12 protein-coding genes are annotated in these 16,252 nt (G+C 57.3%); 8 read left to right on the top strand and 4 right to left on the bottom strand.

What is annotated here, in order from left to right; translation table 11 throughout:
• Positions 1–159: 159 nt before the first annotated feature.
• From K227x_RS27825 to K227x_RS27810, 4 genes are all read left to right on the top strand, one after another.
• Positions 160–837 (top strand): sigma-70 family RNA polymerase sigma factor, encoded by a 678-nt coding sequence (locus tag K227x_RS27825; protein WP_145175781.1) that lies wholly within the window; start codon positions 160–162, stop codon positions 835–837.
• The gene (locus K227x_RS27820; protein ID WP_145175778.1) at positions 837–3,416 is read left to right on the top strand and encodes a serine/threonine-protein kinase; all 2,580 of its coding nucleotides are present in this window, start codon (positions 837–839) and stop codon (positions 3,414–3,416) included. Before K227x_RS27825 ends, K227x_RS27820 begins: the two co-directional genes overlap by 1 nt.
• Positions 3,413–4,750, top strand: a complete 1,338-nt coding sequence (locus K227x_RS27815) for a hypothetical protein (protein WP_145175775.1) — start codon at positions 3,413–3,415, stop codon at positions 4,748–4,750. The genes K227x_RS27820 and K227x_RS27815 overlap by 4 nt, the downstream gene beginning before the upstream one ends.
• 264 nt (positions 4,751–5,014) lie before the next feature.
• The gene (locus K227x_RS27810) at positions 5,015–6,769 is read left to right on the top strand and encodes an adenylate/guanylate cyclase domain-containing protein (protein WP_145175772.1); all 1,755 of its coding nucleotides are present in this window, start codon (positions 5,015–5,017) and stop codon (positions 6,767–6,769) included.
• A gap of 37 nt (positions 6,770–6,806) precedes the next feature.
• Here K227x_RS27810 and K227x_RS27805 read toward each other — a convergent pair whose 3' ends face one another.
• The gene (locus tag K227x_RS27805) at positions 6,807–7,295 is read right to left on the bottom strand and encodes a pyridoxamine 5'-phosphate oxidase family protein (RefSeq protein ID WP_145175769.1); all 489 of its coding nucleotides are present in this window, start codon (positions 7,293–7,295) and stop codon (positions 6,807–6,809) included.
• A gap of 327 nt (positions 7,296–7,622) precedes the next feature.
• Between K227x_RS27805 and K227x_RS27800 the strand changes: the two genes are divergently transcribed.
• Genes K227x_RS27800 through K227x_RS27790 form a run of 3 tightly spaced genes read left to right on the top strand, consistent with a single transcriptional unit; the run spans position 7,623 to position 12,111 of the window.
• On the top strand, positions 7,623–9,140 hold the full coding sequence (locus K227x_RS27800; protein ID WP_246146339.1) for a sulfatase family protein: 1,518 nt from the start codon (positions 7,623–7,625) through the stop codon (positions 9,138–9,140).
• Positions 9,137–10,645 carry a sulfatase gene (locus K227x_RS27795; protein ID WP_145175766.1) on the top strand — a complete coding sequence of 503 codons (1,509 nt, stop codon included), beginning with the start codon at positions 9,137–9,139 and terminating at the stop codon, positions 10,643–10,645. The genes K227x_RS27800 and K227x_RS27795 overlap by 4 nt, the downstream gene beginning before the upstream one ends.
• A complete protein-coding gene (locus tag K227x_RS27790; RefSeq protein ID WP_145175761.1) occupies positions 10,642–12,111 on the top strand; it encodes a sulfatase in 1,470 nt (489 codons plus the stop codon). The genes K227x_RS27795 and K227x_RS27790 overlap by 4 nt, the downstream gene beginning before the upstream one ends.
• Before the next feature lie 72 nt (positions 12,112–12,183).
• On the opposite strand, the gene K227x_RS27785 is transcribed toward K227x_RS27790, so the two are convergent.
• The gene (locus tag K227x_RS27785) at positions 12,184–13,095 is read right to left on the bottom strand and encodes a helix-turn-helix transcriptional regulator (protein ID WP_145175758.1); all 912 of its coding nucleotides are present in this window, start codon (positions 13,093–13,095) and stop codon (positions 12,184–12,186) included.
• A 145-nt stretch (positions 13,096–13,240) separates the two neighbouring features.
• On the opposite strand from K227x_RS27785, the gene K227x_RS27780 reads away from it, so the two are divergent.
• Entirely contained in the window at positions 13,241–14,197 is a 957-nt protein-coding gene (locus tag K227x_RS27780; RefSeq protein ID WP_145175755.1) for a beta/alpha barrel domain-containing protein, read from the top strand.
• Between the two features lie 91 nt (positions 14,198–14,288).
• On the opposite strand, the gene K227x_RS27775 is transcribed toward K227x_RS27780, so the two are convergent.
• Complete coding sequence (locus K227x_RS27775) at positions 14,289–15,878, bottom strand: sulfatase-like hydrolase/transferase (RefSeq protein WP_145175752.1); 1,590 nt, start codon at positions 15,876–15,878, stop codon at positions 14,289–14,291.
• A gap of 182 nt (positions 15,879–16,060) precedes the next feature.
• Positions 16,061–16,243, bottom strand: a complete 183-nt coding sequence (locus K227x_RS27770; RefSeq protein ID WP_145175749.1) for a hypothetical protein — start codon at positions 16,241–16,243, stop codon at positions 16,061–16,063.
• Positions 16,244–16,252: the final 9 nt, after the last annotated feature.

Below are 16,252 nucleotides of genomic sequence, written 5' to 3'. Positions count from 1 at the left end.
TGCAGTCCGGTATTTCACCTGGAAACCTGCTTGGTCCCGCGGGATTGACCCGCGAATTTGCTGGTTAGCACCATTCGCTGGTCAAGCAACACGCCGGCTGGACGTCCGGGGATCGGCTGCACACCGGTTGCTAAAACCGCTTTTCGAAAGGGAACCATCATGGTCGCCACCGACTCCTCTGGCCGTCATCCATCCGTCGAATCGTCGGCGTCGTCTTCGTCAGGGGACAATGATGATTTCCTGCGTCTGCTGACCGAGGCGCGTGCCGGGAACCGTGAATCGTTGGGGCGTTTGCTGCAGTGGTATGGAAACTATTTGAACATCCTGGCCAGCACTCAGTTGGACCGTCGATTGCGCCGGCGAATGAACCCGTCGGATATCGTCCAAGAGGCGATGTTGGCTGCCCATCAAGACTTTGATGATTTTCGCGGGACCAGCCAAGGCGAACTGTTGTGCTGGTTGCGAACGATTTTGATCCACACGTTACATCGCAGTTTTAAGAAGCACGTCAGTGTCAAGAAACGTGACATCCGTCGCGAGGTTTCCTTGGAATCGGTCAGCAACCGGTTGGAGGAGTCTGCGTGGAATCTGGGCGGCTTGTTGCCCGCCGATGGGCCATCACCAAGCGCCCCCATGCGAGCGCGTGAAGGTGCGGTGGTTCTCGCCGACCAGCTGGGCAAGCTGAAACCTCAGTACCGAGAAGTGATCGTGCTGCGTGTGCTGCAAGGGTTGTCGTTCGACGAAATTGCCGAACGAATGGATCGCAATTGCGGTGCGGTCAGGATGCTTTGGTTGCGAGCGCTGGAAAGTTTCAAGACGTCGGCAGAGTCCAACTGATGGTAGCACTGAATCAATCGATCATTGACATTAGCCAATCCCAGCCCTCGTTGTTGCGAGGGTTGACCGAGGATCAACAGACTCGTTTGACCGAGTTGTTGGATCAGTACCTGATTGGTCTTGAAAATGGCGACCGCTTGGACGCTGCGCAGTTGACTCAGGCGAACCCGGATCTGGCCGACGCGTTCAACGCTTACCTGGAAAAGTTAGACGCGTTGTATGGGGTTGCCGTCGGTTTTCAAGATCCGGCGTCAAACGATGTGCCGGATGTGGGCGGCCAGACGACGCTTGGTGATTTCACGCTGCATCGTGAAATCGGTCGCGGCGGAATGGGCGTTGTTTACGAAGCCAGTCAGAAGTCGCTGGATCGACGAGTGGCTATCAAACTGTTGCCGCTGGCTTCCCTGTTGGATGCCCGCCAGATCGCACGTTTCAAGAACGAAGCGCACGCCGCCGGACTGCTGCAACATCCCAATATCGTGCCGGTCTACAGCGTCGGCAGCCAGCGAGGTGTTCACTACTACGCGATGCAGTTTGTCGATGGTGAGTCGATGGATGCTTGGATTCAACATCGCGCCGATGATCCGCCGCCTGCTACCAAAGGTTCATCGCAATCTGGATCCTCCAAGCAAGGTGATTGGCACCAGGTCATTCGTTGGTCGATCGATGTCGCCGGTGCCCTGCAGGTCGCACACGAAAGCGGTGTTGTCCATCGTGATATCAAGCCATCGAATTTGATGTTGGACCGTGACGGCAAAATTTGGGTCACCGATTTTGGGTTGGCCCGGTGCCAATCGGATGTTTCGTTGACGCGATCGGGCGACGTCATCGGCACCATGCGTTACATGAGTCCTGAACAGGCTCGCGGCCAATCCGCGTTGATCGATGGCCGGTCGGACGTCTATTCCCTTGCCGCGACTCTGTACGAGATGCTGACGCTGCGGCATGCCTACGACGGTGACGACGCACCGACCATCCTGAAAAACATCGACCAGCAAGAGGTCGTTTCCCTGTGCGCGATTCGACCGGACCTGCCGCGCGATCTAGAAACGGTGGTCGCCAAAGCAATGGCCAAAAATCGTGAAAGCCGCTACGAAACCGCCGAAGACTTTGCCGCTGATTTGACGCGAGTATTGGCTGGCGAGCCGACGATCGCACGTCCTCCCACAGTCGTCGATCGGATCAGCCGCTTTGCATCCAAGCACCGTCACGCTGTGTTAAGCATGGCGGCCATCGTCACCATCAGCGTCGTTGGGCTAGTGATCGTGAACACCAAACTGGCAGTGGCAAAACGTTTTTCGGATGAATACGCCGCGCGTGCGATTCGTGGCGAAACGCGTGCACGCGATGCCGTTGACCGACTGGGGTCGCAAATGGCGGAACTGCTTTCTGACATTCCCGCTGCCGAATCGGTACGCCGGCAACTGTTGATCGAAACGCTTGACTACTACGAACAATTTGCCGCCGAAGTGGACGGCCATCCTAAAATGCGATCCGACCTGGCGATCACGTTGGCCAAGATCGGGGCACTGCAGTCGGAACTTGGTGAATCGGACAAGGCAATCGATTCGCTGACTCGCAGCGAGTCGATCTATGCTGAACTGGCCGGCCTGCCATCGGCAACCGATGCCCAGCGTTTGGATTGGTCAACCAGCCAGAATAATCTGGCCCAAGCATTGGTGCGAACCGGCAAACTGGAAGACGCCGCCCGCAGCTTTGCTCGCGCTATCGCAACCCAACGCGATGTCGCCGAGCGTTCCACCGACCAAGCGGGCAAACGGAACGCCCATGTTGCGATAGCGACCACCTTGAATAACCTTGGGTTGTTGCTGTCGCAGTCGGGGGCTGACGACGAAGCGGAACAGGCTTACTTGGAATCGATCGGGCTGCTGACCGCCAACCCGTTCGCCGCGAATCTACCAACCCAGCAACAACTGGCTGCCGTCCAAGCCAACTTGGGCGGATTGTTGACGACGAAGTCTCCCCACCGCGCCGTCCAGTACGCCCAGCAAGCTCTGGGTGGGCAGTTGGATGCACTGCAATCCGATCGCGGGAACGCCAAACTGGCCACCCAAACGATCGTGACGCTAAACACTTTGGGGGCTGCACAGTCGGCCGCGAACCAAGGCGCCGCTGCGATCGAGACCTTCCAGCGGTCGATCGAAATCGGAAAGCAACTGCTGGCCCGATGGCCTGACCAACCGACGTACCGCCGCGATCTGGTGCTCAGCTACAACCATCTTGGTTTGTCGCTTTCCAAGGTGGGAAAACTATCGGAAGCTCGTCATGCCTTCGACAACGCGATGGAGTTGGGTCGGCCGCTCGCTACTCAATTCGAAAACGACGCCGAAACTCAAAGTCTGTTTGGAAGTCTGTCGAACAACCTCGGATTCCTGAACCAACAACTGGGGAATTACCCGGCCGCCGTGAAAGCCTACCAGGACGCGATTGACTATCAATCGGTTGCGGTTCGACAGGCGCCCGAAGTGAAACGTTATCGCGAGTATCTGAAAAAGCATCAGGAAAACTACGACTCCGTTGGCAAAGCAAGCACGAACCGCACCAGGGTAGCATCATGATCGATCTTGGCGAATCAAGAGTCCTGTTGTTGGAACAGCTTGAATCCCGCTGCATGTTGGCGGGCGATGTCCTTTCGCAGTCCACGGTGGCGGATCATCCAGACGTGCTGTGCATGGATCAAAGCATTTCCCAAGCTGTTGCTGTCGCCACCAGCGGCACATCGCAATTGCAGGTACAGACGCTGGCCGATCAACTGCGATTTGATCGGTCCCCGATGGACCAGTTGCGGATGGGCGGTTCGCCGACCGGCAGTGCACCGGACAGCGGACCCCAAGACCATGGTCAACTCAATTACCGTCAATCGCTGGGCGGGGCACAAAACGGCATGCGGCATCCGGCACGTGGCCAGATGCGTCAAGATGCAAACCCGCAACAGCAGACATTGGTCGGTCTGATCTTCACTCCGTTGCCCCCTGCCCTGTCGCCAACCAGTCAGTCGTCGACGAATTCGCCGCCCGCAAACTCGACGTCAACGAATTCATCGGTGGGCAGCCAGGCCGCGGCCAATCCGCGATCCAACCTAGACGCTGCTGATCATGTTGTCGGTTCGGATCAATCCTTGTCGGATGCAGGTTCGGACGAACTCGTCACGCAAAACCGCCGTGCGGAAAACGGCACGGACTTGAATGTCCAGAGTGCGGCGGCTGTCCAAGTCGATGGCGTCGGGAGAGGGGCGGTTTCGGCGTTGGACGTGGCAACCCAGCAGGCCGTACCCAACGCCATCGCAAACTCGGAAACAATTCCCTACGCGGCGATGTCCGATAGGACGCTGGACCAGTCGATCGAATCCGACGGGGGGACGATCGAAATCGTTCCGCTTTCGCCCTATCAGCACAATCTTCAAGAGACCCCGTCCGATGAACTGCCGTGGCAGATCGATCGTGCATCGCTGCAGCGGATTCGCGAAGCGACGCGGCAATCCGGCGATCCCACCGACGAAAACAAGCAGGACTCCATCGACTCTGCGATCGCAAGCTGGTTCGGGAATTCGACTGGCCTGATCGACGACGTTCACTGCAATCAGGATTTGCCATCCAGTTTGCAAGAGGTCAGCCCGTCCATGGTGGACGTGGTTCTAGAGGCCACGGTCGGTCTGCATCGCCGCGTCAATTTAGTTCAGGACACGAATGTCGATCCGCAACCGAATCAGGTTCGTGATGCCATCCTTGCCGCCATCGCTGCGGAACAAGGATCGTTGGTCGACCCGATCGCCCAGCCCAATCAGGTACGGCTTTCCGGGGTAGCCTATTCGGGAGCCGCGATCGTGGCCGGCGCGATGGCTGCCGCCGGTCGGCAACGAAAACGTTCGAAGCTGGAATCGACCACGCGATAAGGGCGAACGCCAATCGTGCTTGCCGCCGAAATTGACGTGCGGCCAATCCCCTGACCAGACTGCGAATTTGGCCCGGTCTTGACGTTTCGCGTCCAGGATCCGTGACATCCAGGCGACGCAATGTCCCTTCTTAGATAGGCAGACATGCGATCCTTGCCGTCAACGCAATCAGCGGGCTCTGCCAATCTGGTCAATTCTGACTAAAGCTAGTCTCGATCCAGCTTCTTGTGATTGGGTGTGCTTGTAAAAAGGCGGAAAGTGTCGATGCGTGCCAACAATGTAAGTCCGGCCCAATCGGGTAGTTCTGCGATCAAACGCCCGGCAGTTCGTGACCAACTTGGTCGACAACTAGCAGTCGTGTTGTCGACTCTGGACCAACTGGTTCTGCGTTTGCGATCGGGACGCAGTACTGCTGATAACGACGTGTTGGACCGGGTTGTCGAAATCCGTTCGCAGACCGAAGCGGCATGCGAACGGGTTCGAGACGCGAACGATGGTCCGCACGCACGGCAATCGTCCAAACAATGGTTGGAATCATTGCTGGTGGCGCCGCGCGAACAATCGTGCCAGTTGCTTGAAGCCACCGTCAAGTCGCACGACGCTGCTGCGATCTCGCTGCACTCGAATATGTGCCGCCATCTGGAAACCTGCTTCGACATCATTCGCACCGATGTGCCCCACGAATCGATCGCACATGTCATAGGTCAACGGATGGAAGCGTTCTGCAATCGCGATGATGACACGAAGATCATGTCCGTCATCGAAGACCTGCGTGAAGAACCGATCGATTCGGATTGCCCGCTGGTGTTGGTGGTGGCTGCCGACGATCGATTTCGATTGGAACTGGAGAAGAAGCTAGGGCGATTCAGCGAGCGTATCGTTAGCTGTTCAAGTCCCCAGACCGCGATCGGTTTGCTTCAACAACAACCGTTCGATGTCTGTCTGATCGATATCCGTATCGAAGGGATCACGGCGTCCGATCTGATTCACCAGATTCGTCAATCGCCCACCAGCGGTGAGCCGTCCGTGATCGTGGTCGCCGGGGCGGACGAGACGAACGCGGGAGCCGAATGCATCGACAACGGTGCAGACGATTGCATCTTTCGACCGGTCGATGAAAAACTATTGTATTCCAGGATCCGAGCAAGTCTGCGACGCGCTAACAGCCACCTGTCGCAGTTGGGCAAATACCTGCCGCGAGATGTCTTGGCCGAAGTCCTGAAAGATAAGAACCTGTTGGAAACACCCAGCCCCGCCGATGTGTCGGTGATGGTTTGCGATGTGCGAGGGTTCAGCAGCACCAGCGACCGGATTGGCCCGGTGCAAACCATTGCCTGGATACGCGATGTCATGAACGAGCTAAGCGGGATCATCCTGGATCACGGGGGCACGATCGTCGATTACGTGGGTGACGAAATCATGGCGATGTGGGGCGCACCGATCGCGTCGCCGCAACACGCTAGCGAAGCATGCTACTGCGCGATGTCGATCAATTCGGCTCTGAAACAATTGAGTGCCAGATGGCATCCCCGCATTGGCACCGACACGCGAATCGGTATCGGCATCAATTCGGGGCTAGCAGTCGTTGGCAATACGGGATCGACCCACCGGGTCAAGTACGGCCCCCATGGGCACACGGTCAATATGGCGAGTCGAGTCCAGGGCGCGACGAAGTACCTGCGCAGCCCCGTCCTGATTGCACAGAGCACGGCAAGACGCATCGACGCTCGGATGCGGGGACGCCGCATCTGCAGCGTGAAGGTTCACAACATTCACGACCCCGTCGACCTGTATGAACTGGCCGTCTGTGACGCGCTGCCGATGGACGCCAGCAGCGTCGCCTACGAACAAGCCCTGGTCGCATTCGAATCCAAGGATCTATCGCGAGCCCAGCGTCTATTGGCTCGCCTATTGTTGGATCGCCCCGATGACGGTCCCGCCAAATTATTGCTGATGCGGGTGATCCAGGCACGTTTGGGGGACGACTTCGATCCCGTCTGGACGTTGCCGGGAAAATAGCCGCCAACCTATCCCCACGTTGACGTCATTCTGCGAATCAGTTGTTCATATTGACGGTGGCGTTGATCGATTCATCCTTCTCGGGGCGATCGCCTTGCAGGTACGCCTTACCGGCCTGCAACAGATACTTGACGCCGCGGAAACCTGATTGGTCCCAGTATTCACCGCGTTCGACTTGAATCTTCAACAGCAGGATCGAGGGATCGTTCTTGCCCTCGGGAAACCAAACTTTCCAAGCCTCGGACCACAGCTCTTTGACCTTTTCCTGGTCATCGACTGCTTCGGCACGTCCCGAGACCGTTGCAAATTGGGTGGACGATTGCATCGTGATTGCGACCTCGTCGTCCAACATCAGGTCGGCGACCTTGCCCGAGTTGCGATCGGTGACGAACCAAATGCATCCATTGTCCTCTACCTCGGCGACTGCCATCGGTCGTGCGTCCAATGCACCGTCGCTGCTACGCGTGACCAGCATCGCAGTGCTGAAATCGCTCATCAGGTCAATCAGTTTTTCATTCTTGTCCATCGTTCGTTGGCTCCGTCTTGAGGTTGGCTTTTTCGAAGGGTTGATTTCGTGTCTTCCGGTTAGCCCTAGTACGAGTGCAATCGATATGCCAACGAATGCGCCCGGCTGCCCACGTCGCCGTTTCTGCGTCTATGATGGTAGGTCCCACCCCAATGATCGCGTTGGAATCAGATCGCCAGTTGGCGATTCGCCACCTGTGTTTCCAGCGACCAGGTTGTTCGTTGACCGATCACCCGACCGTGAAGTCATCCAGACGACGCCCCGAGTCGTCGCAGACGGACGCCTCCCTTGTGTTCCCCGTTTTGACCCCCGTTCCGGAGTAGTGCCGTGCGTTGGATATATGCTTGGCTGTTTTTATCGGCAGCGTTGCCTGTCGTAGGCCAAAGTCCGAGCGACCCGGGATCGTCCGGCCCTGACCAACGCCCGAATATTCTGTTTATATGTACCGACGATCAGGCCCCCTGGGCGATGGGGAACTCGGTCGCTGATGGGTGGTTCGACTACGTACCAGCGGCGATGACTCCGCACATGGATCGGTTGGCGAAGGAAGGAGTCCGATTTCGGAACTTCTTTACCGTGACCCCCGTCTGCAGCCCTGCGCGGGTCGCGATGTTGACCGGTCACTACGCCAGCCAGTTCGGCGTCACCGACTTCATTCCCTCGACGGATCACAAACTGTTTGACCCCGATCACCAAGTTGGATTGGATCCCGATCGATGCACGTCGTTTGCAGAAGTGTTGCAGGACAGCGGCTATCACACGGGTCTGGTTGGGAAGATGCATGTCGGGGATTGGACGTTGCCTGGTAACCAGCGATTCCACCCCACTCAGCTTGGTTTCGATTACTTCATGGGGCTACCATCGGGCGGCACGTCGCCCAAGGATCCGGTGCTAGAGGTCGACGGGGTTGTTTCCCGACACCGTGGACTGACGACCGATATCTTGGCCGATCATGCGATTGACTTTATCGAAAAGGCCAGCGGACAAGAGGACCCGTTCCTGTTGTGCTGGCACACGCGAGCGCCGCACGGGGCGTGGCTTCCCGTTGCACCGGAGGACTGGGCGCCGTACGAGTCGATGGACCCGGAACTGCCCGACTACCCCGGACTGGATGTCCAAAGAACGAAAAGACGGATGCGTGAATATCTGGCCAGCACTAGCGGCGTTGACCGTAATCTAGGCCGCATCCTAGGACTGCTGGACACGTTAGGGATCGCCGATCGCACCGTCGTGATCTTTACGTCGGACCATGGATACAACATGGGACACAACGGCATCGAACACAAAGGCAACGGCATTTGGGCAACCAAGAAACGTCCGCCGGGACCGATTCATCATGGGACCCGTGTGATTTCCGACAAGTATCGACCGAATATGTACGACCTATCGCTGCGCGTGCCGGCCATCGTCCGTTGGCCGGGCGTGGTCCAGCCTGGCACGACGATCGAATCCACAGCGACCTGTCTGGATTGGTTTCCGACTCTGGTGGCGATGGCAAAATCGCCGATGCCCGCTGGGTTGGAATTGCCGGGCCGCGATTTGACTTCGCTGATGACCGACGGACCGCCGGCGGATTGGGACAATGACCTGTTTGCCGAGTACCACATGGTCCACTATGCCCAGGCGGATATGGTTTGCTTTCGGACGCCGGACTACAAATTGATTCGCGATCGGGCGAACGAAGGACGTGATGAATTTTTTGATCTGCGATCCGACCCCGATGAATCCGTCAACTTGATCTCCGATCCTAGACCGCACATTCAAACTGCCATCGCGAAGCTAAGCACACAGCTAGAAAATCGTTTGCAGCGACTGCAGGACCAAACGAAAGGATCGAATCCATGAATCGTGTTGGATGGATATTAACGTGGGTGTTGGTTCTGGGATGGTCTTCGGCGCGGTCCGAAGATGCGCCGCGTCGCGATGCTGGCCGCCCCAACGTCATCTTTATCATTGCGGATGATCTGAACACCGCGATCGGACCCTACGGGGACCCCGTCGCGAAGACGCCTCACCTGGACGGTTTGGCCGCCCGCGGCGTCACCTTTGATCGTGCCTATTGCCAACAAGCCGTGTGCAACCCATCACGTTCGTCCTTCCTGACCGGTCTGCGTCCAGGAAAAGTTGGTGTCGACGATCTGCGCAAGTATTTTCGCGACACGGCGCCCGATGGCGATCAGCTGATCACCTTGCCTCAGTACTTCAAAAATGCTGGATACTTTTGCCAAGACGTGGGGAAAGTGTTTCACAACATGGGGGACACGCAGGACCGTCGCTCATGGTCCACGGACGAACAATTGCACCGCGGAACTCATGCCGACGATACGGTCTATCGCAGTCAGGCGGCCGACCTTTCCAAGTTGGCCATGAAATCGCCCGTGACTGAATCGTTGTCGGTGCCGGACACCGCTTATCGCGACGGACGGATTGGCGACATCGCGGCCGCAGTGATCAGCGACCGATCGATTGATTCCGAGCCGTTCTTTTTGGCCGTTGGTTTTTGGCGACCGCACCTTCCCTTTGTTGCCCCCAAGCGATATTGGGACCTGTACCAGGCTGACGAAATTCCGGGGCCTGATCCGATTGCGGCGCCCATCGACGCGCCACCAATTGCTCTGCACGAATCGAAAGAACTTTTCGGATATGGGCGGTTGAAGCACCAGAGAACTTTGACCGATTCCGATGTGCGACATCTGCGCCATGGCTACTATGCATCGATCAGCTTCATGGACGCGCAGATCGGAAAGGTTCTAACGGCACTGCACAGCAGCCCGCATGCGGACAACACGATCGTGGCGTTCGTATCCGATCACGGATTCCACATCGGCGAACATTCGTTGTGGGGGAAGACGACCAATTTCGAACTGGACGCGCGCGTGCCGCTGATTGTGTCGGCGCCTGGGTTGGAATCCAATCACGGACGTCACGCTCGCGGCATTTGTGAACTGGTCGATCTGTACCCGACACTAGCGGATCTTGCCGGTTTGCACGCTGGTCTTCCATCCACGCTGGATGGCATCAGCTTGGTTCCGATGTTGCGAGACCCCGACCAATCGGTGAAACCGTTCGCGCTGACTCGGCACCAGCAGCCGTTTTATGGTTCGCCCAGCAATTGGAAAGCATGGGGGTTTTCGATGCGTACCCCGGGTTGGCGATTGACCCAGTGGCGTGATGTGGACGATCCACGCAAAGTCGTCGCAACCGAGCTGTACGATTTTCGCACGAATTCTCAGGAACGACAGAACGTGGTGGATGATCCGGCGAACCAATCCGTTGTCGATCAATTGACGGAAACCTTAGAGGCAAACTTGGACATGTCAGCGATGACAGAGGAAGGAACGATACGATGAACGATGGTTGGATGCGGCTGAATTGTCTTGGGATCGCCGCGGTCTTGGCGGTCGGTGTGATGTGCGGGACCGGCACGGCGGCCAGAGAGCCGAATATCGTTTTGATTCTGGTCGATGATTTAGGCTGGTCGGATCTGGGATGTTACGGTCATCCGTGGCATCAAACGCCGCATATCGATCAACTTGCTGGCGAAGGGATGCAGTACACCCAAGCGTACGCACCGGCACCGATTTGTTCGGCTTCGCGAGCCAGCATTCTGACGGGAAAGACGACCGCTCGATTGAACTTCGAATTTGTTACCAAGGACAAGCCCGGCTACCAAGTCTTGGATGCCGATACCCCGCTGATCGCACCTCCATTCACGTTGGACCTGCCACTGGAAGAGACGACGATCGCCGAACAGATCAGTCAGTCGGGTTACGCGACGGCGTTCTTTGGTAAATGGCACGTCAGCAGACACCATCAACGTTATCTGGGGTGGAGCCCGACCCACGGGCCTCGTCAACAAGGATTCGAATTCGCCGAAGAAGACTTTGGGGCCCATCCGTATTCCTATGGCAGTGGACGGTCGAAACGTGTGCCCGACGCCATCACTGCACCGGGGCAGTTTCCATCGGATTCGATGGTCGATCGGGTCTGTGACTATTTGTCGAAGCCGAAATCGAAGCCATTCTTTCTGATGGTTTCCGAGTTTTACGTCCATACGCCTGTCCACACGCCATGCCAGTGGATCGTGGATCGGTTGCAGAAACAGATTCCACCGGATGCGGTGCGGCGTGATGAACGCATTCAGTACGGCGCGTTTGTGCAAACGCTGGATCATCACGTCGGGCGAATCCTAGACGCCTTGCAGCAGTCCGGTGCGTCGGAGGACACGTTGGTCGTATTCATGTCGGACAACGGTGGGCATCCCGAGTATGCCGCCAATGGCCCGCTGCGTGGATCGAAATGGAACCTTTACGAGGGCGGAGTCCGTGTGCCGATGATCGCCCGCTGGCAGGGTCGAATCCCGCCTCGGCAAATCTGCCAGACACCTGTGGTTGGATACGACCTGATGCCGACCTTTGTGAAGTTGGCAGGTGGCGACCCCGTTCCAACCGACGGTGTCGATATTTCACCCACGTTTGACGGCCAGACGGAAATCGAAGCACGTGAAATCGTGTGGCACTTCCCGTACTATCATCCGGAGAAGGGTTTTAAACGTGCGCCCCAAAGCATCGGAGTGGACGACTTTGTGACCAGTCAGACTCGGCCCGTCTCGGCAATCAGACGTGGTGACTACAAGTTGCTGCACTATTGGGAGGACGATCGATGCGAACTGTTTCATCTGCCCTCGGACCTGTCAGAACAACGTGACCTTTGCCAAGTGGATCCGCAGCGAACCGCAGCGATGCTTGCCCAGCTTCAAAAACAGCTGACCCAGATGGACGCACGACTGCCCCAGCCTTCGTCAGCGGCGCCCTGATGCGACGTTGGTAAGCAGAGCCCAACTTGTTGTGTATGTGTGCCGGCGGGAATGTCAATTGGCGGGGACGCGTCAGTCCGCTGCTGGCCGGAAATCCAGTGGGCGTTTCCCGGTGACGCGTTTGATGGATCGATAGAACGTCGACAGGTCCTCGAAACCTGACTGGAAGGCGATCGATGTGACCTTGCTGTTGGTCGTTTGCAGCAGGGTGACAGCATGCGATACACGTTTGTCGTTGATATAGGCTAGCCAAGTGGTGCCGGTGCGCTTGCGAAACTCGGCCGTGAACTTTCGCCGTGACATGTGACAGGCTTTGGCGGCGTCATCGACCGAAAGAGATTCGAAAAAGTTCGACGCCAACCACTGCAGGTATTCGTCCAACGCATCGTCAGCGGGAATCGCTTGATCGATTCGGGTGCCCCGTTGATGTTCCGCGGGCGTAGGCATCGCCAGTTGGGCAAAGATCTCGATAGCCCCTGCGACGGCCGACAATCGAAAGGCCGGATCACGCTGTGCCACTTGGAATAGCAGTCGACGGATGCGGCGTTCGATCGCCAATCGCTGCACCCGTTGCCGCGGAATCCTGCCCGGATGGATCAACCCCTCGATTTCTCGCAGCGACGAAATCCGTTTGGGATCCAGCCCCAGACCGTACAGCGAGATCGGGTGAGCGGGGTCGTCGATGATCCGGTGTTGCAGGTCGGCCGGCAACAGCACGCAATCGCCCGAAACGCAATGCAGTGAATCGGCTGTGCGATGGGGCCAATCGGCGATCACGTCCCCGCGTCCCTCGCGAATCAGCAACAGTTTGGGGAACGCGTGACTGGTTGGTTCCATCAAAAACGTCTGGTCGTGCTGGCTTTCGAATACCCAAATCCCCGAATCCAGCATGGATTCAGGAACCGGGGCGCGGCGACGTTTGGTTTCCGGGGATGGCAAAATGACAGGTCCTGGCAGAGATCGAATGCTTCGGATGATAGTCACTGTGGCGATTGGCGGCACCGACCCACGGCAATAGAATGCCCGAAATGCCAGTCGTTGATGCGCGAAACGCCTAGGTCCGTCTGGCTGCTAACGAACATAATGACCGGATGTTTGTCCCTTCGCTAACCCGCTTTGTGATATCGCTATGTCAGAGTCCACCGCACGAACGATCGATACGATTCCTGCCATCCGTCCGCGACGCAAAATCAGTGGGATGTCAGCGATCTTGTTGCCGTTGATCTCTGGCACCGAAGTCGACTGGGATGGGTTCCGCGATCACGTCGTTCGGACCGCCGACGCCGGCTTGGTGCCTGCGATCAATATGGATACCGGCTATGCCAACCTGATCGACGATGCGGTCCGCCAACAAGCATTGAACGAAACACAGGCGTTGATGGATGGGCGTCCGTTCGTGTCGGGTGCCTTCGTGGGCGATACCCCGGAATCAACCTTCGATTTCGACAAGTACCGCGTCGCTTTGGACCAGATTACCTCGAAAGGCGGGACGCCGATCATCTTCCAATCCTTCGGTCTGACCAGTCAGTCGGACGATGATATCGTCGCGTCCTATCAACAGATCGGTTCCCACGCAGGTGACTTCCTGGGGTTTGAACTGGGCACGATGTTCGCCCCGTTCGGCAAGATCTATAGCCTGGATGTGTACGCCGGGATGATGGGCATCGGCGAGTGCCGTGGGGCCAAGCATTCGTCGCTGAGCCGCGAACTGGAATGGCAGCGTCTGGCGTTGCGGGATCAGACACGCAGCGATTTCATGGTGCTGACCGGCAACGATCTGGCCATCGACATGGTGATGTACGGCAGCGACTATCTGCTAGGGCTAAGCACTTTTGCGCCAGAAGCCTTCGCCCGACGCGATGCAATGTGGGAATCCGGCGACGCGGGGTTTTATGAACTGAATGATCTGCTTCAGTACTTGGGGTTCTTCGCGTTCCGAAATCCCGTGCCCGCCTACAAGCACAACGCCGCTCAGTTTCTGAAACAGCGTGGTTGGATCAAGAGTTCGTTGACGTATCCCGGCAGTCCAGAACGTCCCGATTCCGACGTCGCCGTGCTGCAGGACATCCTGGCACGACTGGCGTAAAGTTCTGGTCATAAAGATTGGTCGTCGATGGCCGCATCGATTTCGATTTCGATTTCGATGCAGCCATTCGAATGACCGTTCGGCGAAAGCGTTACTTGTTTTTGCCCTTCGCCTTGCGTCCGTTGGAAGCCGACGCCGGTGCAGTTAGGCCATCATCTGGCTGATTCCACAGCCGGTGTGGGTCATCCAGACGCCGCATTTCAGCCAGCAAAAGAGATTCCATTTCTTTCAGTTGCGACTGGTAGTCCGGGTGATCGGCCAGGTTCGTTTGGTCAGGGCCGGGACGGTCCCCGGTCAGCGCTACGACTGCGTCCTGATGATGTTGGGGCAAGTATTCGTGCGGGTTCTGTGCCAGGTTGAACAGTTGCTGTTCCCGGACGGTGCCGTCCAACACGTCGTACTGAATCAGTTTCCAGTCGCCTTTACGAACGGTTCGCATCCCCGGCTTCGTGCCGCCGCAGTAGCAACCGTACATCGTGTCACGGACGGTGGACGATTTGCCTTCCAGGACAGGTTTGAAACTGATCCCTTCGTTGGTCGGCGGGGCTGGCACGCCAGCCAGATCGCAAAGCGTTGCTAGGATGTCCAGCAAGTAGACGTTGCCCTCCGCACGTGTGCCCGGCGCGATTCCCGGTCCTTGGACGATCATCGGGACCCGCCAAGTGTGTTCGTACAGGTTCTGTTTTCCTTGCAACCCGTGACGGCCGATCGCCATCCCGTGATCCGAGGTGTAGACGACGTAGGTGTTGTCCAGTTCGCCCATCGATTCAAGTTTGTCCAGAACGCGTCCAATCTGAACATCGATATTCTCGCTGCACGCAAACTCGCGTCCCGTTTCATTTCGAATCGTTTGTTCGTCTCGGTTGGTCCAGACGCCGCTGACCTTTTCTTCATCTCGCAGTCCTGGTTGACCGTGATGGAACGGGTGCGCCGGCAGGTATCCGGTTGGCAATTTCGGTTGGCGATCATTTGCCGGTGGAAGGGTTTCGGGGTCAGTGTGATTGACCGCGCCATACTTTTGCAGCAGTTCAGGTTTACCATCGCGAGTATCGTGCGGATGGGAAAACCCAAAGTAGATCAAAAACGGATCAACGTCCTCGGTCTTGTCACGGTCGCTTAGGTATTCCAGGACTTGCTGGGCATGCCAGTGGCTGCCGGTGGGGTCGGTTCCGCCGCGTTTGGTTGAATCCTTGACGACCGTGAACTGAGCGTTGGCGGCGTCGTACGAATTGCCCTTTTTGCAGGTTCGCATCGTGTCGTAACCGGCGCGATTGAACACGGCGGCCATCGTGTGTTCAGCCAAGTCGGGTGGGACCAATGCCGGGTCGGCTGCATTGGGGTTGTTGGTCGTCTTTCCGCCACGATCGGGGATATGCCACAGGGTCCGCCCCGACATGATCATGTGTCGCGACGAAGTGCAGACGGCGCCGACCCACGCGCCCATGTGCCGCGCCGAATCGACCACCATCCCTTGCGCTGCTAGGCGGTCCAGGTTGGGTGTCTGAAGTTCGGATTTGGGATTGTACGTCTTCAAATCATACGGGGACTGATCATCCACCAGGATGAACAAAATGTTGGGACGTTGCGATGTTGATTCGGCCGCCGACAACGGGCTTGGAAACACACACGCGGACAAGGTTGCGATAAAGAAACCGGACGCAGCAAGAAAGATCGAGCGCATTCTTTTCAGCCAGGGATATGGGAAGGTGGAAATGGCACTATGCCAAATCTTAGTCGGCGGTACCGGATCGGGGGGCATCAGGGTGATTTGCATGAACAAAAAAACGCCGCTGAAGTCGCCCCGGGAAAGACAGGGGACAAGTCAGCGGCGCCGAATCGGCAGCCAATGATCACTGACAGTGATTATTCGCTTTTTTCTTGTGCGGCGGCCATCGCCTTGGCGTCGTCCGCAATCATCTGGTCGTAGTCGGCCAACGCCTGCTCGTCAATGTTTTCCATCATGTTGACCGGTTCAGGCTTGCCACAGGCAACCAAGCTAACCGCGAATAAGCCAATCAGCATTGGCATCAATACTTGCTTTTTCATCTGGAACAT

The sequence above is a fragment of the Rubripirellula lacrimiformis genome, from assembly GCF_007741535.1.
GTDB lineage: Bacteria > Planctomycetota > Planctomycetia > Pirellulales > Pirellulaceae > Rubripirellula > Rubripirellula lacrimiformis.
The sequence above is the reverse complement of the archived record's forward strand: the minus strand, read 5'-3'. Positions and strand labels throughout refer to the sequence as shown.